Origin of the sequence: Pseudomonas sp. NBRC 111124, assembly GCF_001320245.1 — a bacterium.
Classification (GTDB): Bacteria; Pseudomonadota; Gammaproteobacteria; order Pseudomonadales; family Pseudomonadaceae; genus Aquipseudomonas.
Genome location: NZ_BCBA01000020.1, coordinates 54409 through 61767, shown reverse-complemented (window position 1 = coordinate 61767; position 7359 = coordinate 54409). Strand labels below are relative to the sequence as shown.

General features: G+C 64.6%; 7 protein-coding genes and 1 pseudogene. 4 read left to right on the top strand and 4 right to left on the bottom strand.

Features of this window, described 5'->3' with window-relative positions; genetic code table 11:
• The first annotated feature begins 122 nt into the window (after positions 1-122).
• The 3 genes and pseudogenes from APH28_RS09915 to APH28_RS29455 all read left to right on the top strand — a co-directional run bounded on the left by APH28_RS09915 (position 123) and on the right by APH28_RS29455 (position 3575).
• Complete coding sequence (locus APH28_RS09915; protein ID WP_060508889.1) at positions 123-1520, top strand: PLP-dependent aminotransferase family protein; 1398 nt, start codon at positions 123-125, stop codon at positions 1518-1520.
• Positions 1521-1637: 117 nt separating this feature from the next.
• Positions 1638-2666: pseudogene (locus APH28_RS29460) on the top strand (methyl-accepting chemotaxis protein); the annotation flags it as partial.
• A 27-nt stretch (positions 2667-2693) separates the two neighbouring features.
• Entirely contained in the window at positions 2694-3575 is an 882-nt protein-coding gene (locus APH28_RS29455; protein WP_371263074.1) for a methyl-accepting chemotaxis protein, read from the top strand.
• Between the two features lie 125 nt (positions 3576-3700).
• Here APH28_RS29455 and APH28_RS09905 read toward each other — a convergent pair whose 3' ends face one another.
• Positions 3701-4891 (bottom strand): benzoate/H(+) symporter BenE family transporter, encoded by a 1191-nt coding sequence (locus APH28_RS09905; RefSeq protein WP_060508886.1) that lies wholly within the window; start codon positions 4889-4891, stop codon positions 3701-3703.
• Positions 4892-5036: 145 nt separating this feature from the next.
• On the opposite strand from APH28_RS09905, the gene APH28_RS09900 reads away from it, so the two are divergent.
• Entirely contained in the window at positions 5037-5639 is a 603-nt protein-coding gene (locus tag APH28_RS09900) for a glutathione S-transferase family protein (protein WP_060508884.1), read from the top strand.
• A gap of 31 nt (positions 5640-5670) precedes the next feature.
• On the opposite strand, the gene APH28_RS09895 is transcribed toward APH28_RS09900, so the two are convergent.
• The 3 genes from APH28_RS09895 to APH28_RS09885 all read right to left on the bottom strand — a co-directional run bounded on the left by APH28_RS09895 (position 5671) and on the right by APH28_RS09885 (position 7271).
• The gene (locus APH28_RS09895) at positions 5671-6036 is read right to left on the bottom strand and encodes a glutaredoxin (protein WP_060508883.1); all 366 of its coding nucleotides are present in this window, start codon (positions 6034-6036) and stop codon (positions 5671-5673) included.
• A 58-nt stretch (positions 6037-6094) separates the two neighbouring features.
• Positions 6095-6640: a GTP cyclohydrolase I FolE gene (gene folE, locus APH28_RS09890; RefSeq protein WP_060508881.1), complete on the bottom strand. Its 546-nt coding sequence runs from the start codon at positions 6638-6640 to the stop codon at positions 6095-6097.
• A 70-nt stretch (positions 6641-6710) separates the two neighbouring features.
• Positions 6711-7271, bottom strand: coding sequence for a Smr/MutS family protein (locus tag APH28_RS09885; protein ID WP_060508879.1), 561 nt, complete (start codon positions 7269-7271; stop codon positions 6711-6713).
• Positions 7272-7359 lie beyond the last annotated feature (88 nt).

Below are 7359 nucleotides of genomic sequence, written 5' to 3'. Positions count from 1 at the left end.
GGGGCGTGCCCGCGAAAGGGCCAGTGCAGGAGACATTGCCCTCAGACCAAACACCCGACAAGGCACACCCAAGCCCCATTTATGCTTAACTGTTCGCTCAAAACAAGCAAACACCTACCGACATGCATTTCACCCTCGACCGCCAAAGCCCCACTCCGTTGGTGCAGCAACTCACCGACCACCTGCAAGCCTGGGTCGAACAGCAGCGCCTGCGCCCCGGTGCCCGCTTGCCGTCGATTCGCAGCCTGGCCCGGGACCAGTCGGTCAGTGCGTCCTGCGTGATCGAGGCGTACGACCGCCTGGTCGCCAGCGGCTGGCTAGAGGCGCGGCACGGCACCGGCTTCTTCGTCGCCGAGCGCAAAGCCAGCCTCACGGCCGATCTTCAGCCAGTGTGGGGCGAGGCGGGCGATGGCAGCTGGCGCCAGTTCCGTGAAGGCCATGACGGACTGCTCAAGCTGGGCTGCGGTTGGTTGCCGAACAGTTGGCGCGCAGACGTAGAGCTGGCCCAGGCGATCCGCCAGGTCAGCCGCGGCAACCCCCAGGACCTGTTCGACTACTGCCCGCCGCTGGGCCTGGCAAGCCTGCGCCAGCAGCTGCACAAGCGCCTGGCAGGGTTGGACATCGCTGCCGGCCCCGAGCGCATTCTCACCACCCAAGGGGCCAGCCATGGCCTCGACCTGCTGGTGCGGACCCTGTTGCGCCCCGGCGATACCGTGCTGGTGGAGAACCCGGGTTACTACAACCTGTACAACCTGCTGCGCCAGCAACAGGTTCGCATGCTGCCGGTGCCGCGCACGGTAACCGGCCCGGACCTGGCAGTGCTCGAACGCCTCCTGGCCGAGCACCGCCCACGCTGCCTGTTCACCAACAGCCTGTACCAGAACCCCACGGGCACCAGCCTCACGCCCAAGGTTGCCTATCGCCTGCTGGAACTGGCCCGCGAATACGACTTGCGCATCGTCGAGGACGATATCTACGCCGACTTCCAGGAAGGACCGGCCACCCGCCTGGCCACGCTCGACGGCGAGCAGCGGGTGATTTACCTGGCCAGTTTCTCCAAGACCCTGAGCAGCTCGCTGCGCGTCGGTTACCTGGTGGCCGATGCACTCCTGCTGGCGCGCCTGGCCGAGTTGAAGATGGTCAGCGGCATCGGCACTTCGCGCTTCGCCGAGCAGGTGGTCGGGCAGATGCTGGCCAACGGCAGCTACCGCAAGAGCGTGCAGCGCTTGCGGCTGCGGCTGGGGCAGCACATGGCCAAGATGCTCGGGCAACTGGAACAGTACGGTTGGCAAGTGTTCTGCGAGCCCTACGGCGGCATGTTCGTCTGGGCGCGGGTGCCGGGGCGTGACTTCGCCAGCCTCGAACGCCTGGCGTTGGAGCATGCGGTGTTGCTCACCCCCGGCAGCGCCTTCGACTATCAGGGCGCTGGCAGCGACTGGCTGCGCATCAATGTCGCCTACGGGCAGGACACCCGCGCGCAAACCTTTCTTCAGCACGCAGGGCGACCTTCAGCTAGCTGATCGCGACAGCTTCATAGCCATTTGACACCATTTTGCGGCCAACCCCTTGTTAGCGGGCCGACAACGTTGCCACGCTTGGCCCTCGGCAAAACCTTGCACGGTGAAGGGGGATCGGCGATGGCGGCGAGCAGGCATGGTGTTCTGGCCAACCTGGGCATGGCCCGCAAACTGGGCCTGGGCTTTGCCTTGGTGCTGTTACTGACCGTAGCGGTAGCCGCCATTGGCATCGCGGCGCTGCACGGCGTCGGCCAGCGCTTCGACGGCCTGCGCCAGCTGGGCCAGTTCAATACCGACCTGCTGCGGCTGCGCCAGCACGAGCAAGCCTTTGCCCTGCGCTCCGACGTGAAGGAGGCCGAGGCCTTGCGTAGCGGCATGCAGAACCTTGCCGAGCGCGCCCGCAGCCTGCCGGCGCTGGCGGCGGCCGAGGCTGACCTGGCGGCCTACGGCCAGGCGTTCGAAGCCTTCGTCGAGGCGGTGCAGGCCAAGGAGCTGGCACTGGACATGGCCAGCTGGTCGGTGTCCAGCGTAGCCAACAACCTCGATGTGCTGCAGGCCGGCCTGGCCGACGACGCCAGCTATACCCTCAAGCAATCCCAAGGCCAGCAGGGTGGCGAGTTCCTGGAGCAAGCCGGGCAGGTTGCCCAGGTGTCGCGGCTGATGCTGCAAGCCATGGACGAAGCACGGGTGCGCCTGGACAAGAGCCGCAAGGGCGAGGAGGGAGAGCAAGGCCGTATCGCCCAGACGGTCGAGGCGGCGCAGTTGGTCGAGCAACTCAAGGCCGCCGTCAGTGACGCAGGCTACCAGAGCGTGCTCGGCGAAGTGGCCGGCCACATCACCAGCTTCTCCGAGAAGCTCAACGAGTACACCGACCTGCTCGGCAGGGAGCAAGGCATCAAGGCGCAGTTGCAGGCGCGTGCCGAGCAGGCCACGGGCCGTGTCGACCAAGCCTATGCCGTCGATCAGCAAGCCATGCAGGCGGAGCTGGCGCGCAACAGCGTGGCCATCGCCCTGGCCACCGGGCTGGCGTTGCTGGTGGGTATCCTCGCTGCCTGGCTGATTACCCGCGCCGTGGTCGGCCCGCTCAAGCGCGTGATCGGCCGTGCCCAGCGCATTGCCGCTGGCGAGTTGAGCCTGGAGCACGAAGCGCCGCGCAGCGATGAGGTTGGCCAATTGATGCAGGCCATGCAGCAGATGGCTGCCGGGTTGTCCGGCGTGGTCAGTGGCCTGCAGCAAGGTATCGAGCAGTTGGCGGGCAGTGCCCAGGCGCTGTCAGCGGTGACCGAGCAGACCAACCGTGAAGTGGGCAGCCAGAAGGAAGAAACCGAGCAGGTCGCCACCGCCATGCAGCAGATGACCGCTACTGTGCACGACGTGGCGCGCAATGCCGAAGAAGCCGCACAGGCGGCCCAGGCAGCCGATGACAAGGTCGACGCCGGCCAGCGCGTGGTGCGCGAAAGCATGCAGCGCATCGAGCAGTTGGCGACGGCAGCGGACACCGCCAGCGCCGGCATCGACAGCCTGAGTGCCGAGATCCACACCATTGGCGATGTGCTGGAGGTGATCAAGAGCGTCGCCGAGCAGACCAACCTGCTGGCGCTCAACGCCGCTATCGAGGCGGCCCGGGCGGGGGAGCAGGGGCGTGGTTTTGCGGTGGTGGCCGACGAGGTACGGGCACTGGCCCGGCGTACTCGGCAGTCGACCGAGGAAATCGAGCGCCTGGTGGCCAGCCTGCGCGGCAATGCTCAGCAGTCGGTGACGCAGATCCGCGGCAGTACCGAGCTGGTGCGCCTGGCCGTTGCCGATGCGCTGCAGACCGAAAGCGCGCTGGGCAGTATCGCGGTGGCGGTGTCGTTGATCCAGCAGATGAACCAGCAGATTGCGGCGGCGGCCGAGCAGCAGAGTTCGGTGGCCGAAGAGATCAGCCGCAGCGTCACGCATATCCGCGGCAGTGCCGATCAGGCGGCGCTGGCGATGCAGGACAATGCCCGGTCCAGTATCGAACTGGCTCAGTTGGGCAATGACCTCAAGGGCATGGTCGGCCACTTCAGGTTGTGATTGCCTGTACTGGCCTCTTCGCGGGCACGCCCGCTCCCACAGGGATATCACAAGGCCCGAGAGCAGTGAAATTCCTGTGGGAGCGGGCGTGCCCGCGAAAGGGACGGTACAGGCAATGAGAGACTTCAGGCCTTGCGCGGATTGAGGATCAGCAAGGTCAAAACCCCCGCCACAATTCCCCAGAACGCCGAACCAATCGAGAACAGGGTCAACCCCGAGGCCGTGACCATGAAGGTAATCAGCGCCGCCTCGCGCTCCCGTGCCTCACTCATGGCCACGGTCAACCCGTTCATGATCGAACCGAACAAGGCCAGCGCCGCGATCGACAGCACCAGCTCTTTCGGCAGCGCCGCGAACAAGGCCGCCAAGGTGGCGCCGAACGTGCCGGCAATCCCATAGAAAATCCCGCACCACACCGCCGCGGTATAGCGCTTGCTCGAGTCTTCATGGGCATGTGGCCCAGTGCAGATCGCCGCACTGATCGCTGCCAGGTTGACCCCGTGCGAGCCGAACGGTGCCAGCAGCAGCGAGGCGAACCCGGTCGCCGAAATCAGCGGCGAGGCGGGCACCTGATAGCCGTCGGCGCGCAGCACGGCCACGCCAGGCATGTTCTGCGAGGTCATGGCTACCACGAACAGCGGAATGCCGATGCTGATGGTGGCGGCCAGCGAGAAGCTTGGCGTGGTCCAGACCGGGGTGGCCACCTCAAGCTTGAAGCCGCTGAAATCCAGCAAACCGAGGGCGCCGGACAGTGCCGTGCCCACCAGCAAGGCGGCCAGTACGCAGTAGCGTGGCGACAGGCGCTTGACCAGCAGGTAGCTGAAAAACATGCCCAGTACCAGCAGGGTGCGATGCTGGGCAGCAACGAAGATTTCGCTGCCGATCTTGAACAGGATGCCGGCCAGCAAGGCCGACGCCAGCGATGCCGGGATGCGTTTGACCAAGCGCTCGAAGCTGCCGGTCAGGCCGCAGATCACCACCAGCACAGCACAGGTGATGTAGGCACCGATGGCTTCGCCGTAGCTGACCCCGCCCAGGCTGGTGATCAGCAGCGCCGCGCCCGGGGTCGACCAGGCCACGGTGATCGGCGTGCGGTAGCGCAACGACAGGCCGATGCTGCACACCGCCATGCCGATCGACAACGCCCAAATCCACGAAGAAATCTGTGCGCTGGTCAGCCCGGCCGCTTGGCCTGCCTGGAACATCAGCACCAGCGAACTGGTATAGCCGGTGAGCATGGCGATGAAGCCGGCGACTACCGCCGACGGCGAGCTGTCTGCCAGGGGCCGCAGGCGTGCGGAGGTGGCATCGGTCATTGGGTGGGTCCTTGTCCATGTGTAAGCAGTTTTTTCAGACTAACGCGGGCCGGATTGATCTTTGCCATACAGCAGGCATTGCTTTTAGCCGTACAGTCGCCAACTATTGGGCAATTCAGCGTAACTGCATGGGAGGGGACGGGCGATGTTCAAGGTGTATGGTGATTACCAGTCAGGCAACTGCTACAAGGTCAAGCTGATGCTCAGCCTGCTCGACCGCCCGTATGAATGGCAGGCGGTGGATATCCTCAAGGGCGAGACCGAAACGCCCGAGTTCCTGGCCATGAACCCCAACGGCAAGGTACCGGTGCTCAAGCTCGAGGACGGTACTTGCCTGTGGGAATCGAACGCCATCCTCAACTATCTGGCCGATGGCAGCGAATTCCTGCCCAACGAGCCGCGCCTGCGCACCCAGGTGTTGCAATGGCAGTTCTTCGAGCAATACAGCCATGAGCCATACATTGCCGTGGCGCGGTTCATCCAGTTCTACCTGGGGCTGCCGGACGAGCGCGTGGAGGAATACCGCAAGCTGCACAAGGGCGGTTACAAGGCGTTGAAGGTGATGGAGCGCCAGTTGCAGATGACGCCGTATCTGGTCGGGGACCAGTACTCGATCGCCGATGTGGCGCTATATGCCTATACCCATGTGGCGCACCAGGGTGGGTTCGACCTGACGGACTACCCGGCAGTGCGCGCCTGGCTGGAGCGGGTGGCCAGCCATCCGCGGCATGTGCCGATGGTCGAGTAGGGCAGGGCTGGCCCCTGTGGGGGCGCAGCGCTTACGCGAAGCGCTTGTCCAGATAGGCAATGATGGCCTTGGATTCATACATCCAGGTCACCTTGCCGGCTTCTTCGATGCGCAGGCACGGCACTTTGACCCGGCCACCGCCTTCAAGCAACGCCTGGCGATGCACGTCGTCGTTCTTGGCATCACGCAAGGCCACCGGCACGTTCAGGCGGTGCAGGGTACGGCGGGTCTTTACGCAGAACGGGCAAGCATGGAACTGGTACAGCGCGAGGCCCTTGGCCTCCTGCTCGACACGCGCCTGGGCTGCTGCATCACGCTTCTGCTTGGCCGGGCGGCTGATCCAGTCGCCGAACACGATGAGCTGGCCGAGGCCGACCCGCAGGGCTTTGACGATCATGGGCTACTCCTGAAATGAAAAAGCCGACCCCTGAGGGCCGGCTCTGGACATGCGCCGATCACTTGATCAGGCTGAGGAACTCGCTGCGAGTCGCGGCGTTTTCACGGAACTCACCCAGCATCACCGAGGTGAGCATGGTCGAATTCTGCTTTTCCACGCCGCGCATCATCATGCACATGTGCTTGGCTTCGACGACCACCGCCACACCAGCGGCGCCAGTCACCTGCTGCACCGCCTCGGCGATCTGGCGGCTGAGGTTTTCCTGGATCTGCAGGCGACGGGCGAACATGTCGACGATGCGCGCGACCTTCGACAGGCCCAGGACCTTGCCCTTGGGCAGGTAGGCCACGTGGGCCTTGCCGATGAAAGGCAGCATGTGGTGTTCGCACATCGAATACAGCTCGATGTCCCGGACCAGCACCATCTCACTGTTGTCGGAGGTGAACAGCGCGCCGTTGGTGACTTCTTCCAGCGTCTGCTCGTAACCGCGGCAAAGGTACTTCATGGCCTTTGCAGCCCGCTTGGGCGTGTCGAGCAGGCCCTCACGGGAGACGTCCTCGCCAAGTTGGCTGAGGATCTCGGTGTAGTTCTGTTCCAGGGACATGTATCTACCTGTGGGTAAAAATCGCAAAAAGGAAGGGTACGGCGGCGCGCGCGGCGCTGCAAGCACGGCGTTACTCGTCGCGGCCTTCCATCATGGTTCGCTTGAGCATCACATACACCGCACCGGTACCGCCATGGCGGGCCTGGCACGAGGTGAAACCGAGCACTTGCGGGTGCTGGCGCAGCCAGGTGTTGACGTGGCTCTTGATCATAGGGCGCTTGCCATCCAGGCGTGCGGCCTTGCCGTGGGTCACCCGTACGCAGCGCACTTCCAGCTGGGTGGCTTCGGCGATGAAGGCCCACAGGGTTTCACGGGCCTTCTCCACGCTCATGCCATGCAGGTCGAGGCTGCCCTCGAAGGCGATCTGGCCGAGCTTGAGCTTGCGGATCTGGCTTTCCTGCACGCCGTCACGGCGCCACATCAGCTCGTCTTCGGCACCCACGTCGATGACGAACTGGTCAGACAGGCCGTCGATCACCAAGGCCTGGCCGCTGCGGATGGTCGCCGCCTGGCGCAGGCCGGCCAGCTGCTTGCGGTCGGTTTTCGGCTTGCCCACGTCGGCGCGGTCATGCTTGATCGGCTTGACGCCGCGCACTTCGGCGCTGAACAGGGAAAAATCGTCGTCTTGCATGGTGCCTCCACGTGGGCGGCGTAGTTTACGCGATCAACCCAGTGTCGTCAGTACCGGCCTTGTGGGAGCGGGTTCACCCGCGAAGAGG